We start from the raw sequence: 320 nt of genomic DNA on the forward strand, positions 1-320 counted from the left end.
GGCGGGAGGTGGCGCGAAGCGCCGGAGGGTGGTCCCTGTCTGGAGAATCCCCCCATCTGCCGCTACATGCTTCATCCGCGCACCGGCAAAACCCATCAACTGCGCGTTCACATGAACTCACTGGGCCTACCCATCGTTGGTGACGATTTCTACCCGCGCATCCAGACGCGCCTTTACGACGATTTCAGCCAGCCATTGCAATTGGTCGCACGTGTGCTGCGCTTCACCGACCCAATAACAGGGAAGCGACAAGAATTCGTTTCCCGTATACCATTAATCAGCTAATGTCGCGGACGGAACCGCGCTCGATGAGTTCGGTG

General features: G+C 58.1%; 1 pseudogene. It reads left to right on the forward strand.

The window, feature by feature from the left end:
• Nucleotides 1-285, forward strand: a pseudogene (locus tag EIK80_RS27105) (hypothetical protein); the annotation flags it as partial.
• Between the last annotated feature and the right edge of the window lie 35 nt (nt 286-320).

The sequence above is a fragment of the Caulobacter sp. 602-1 genome (assembly GCF_003931565.1).
GTDB lineage: Bacteria > Pseudomonadota > Alphaproteobacteria > Caulobacterales > Caulobacteraceae > Caulobacter.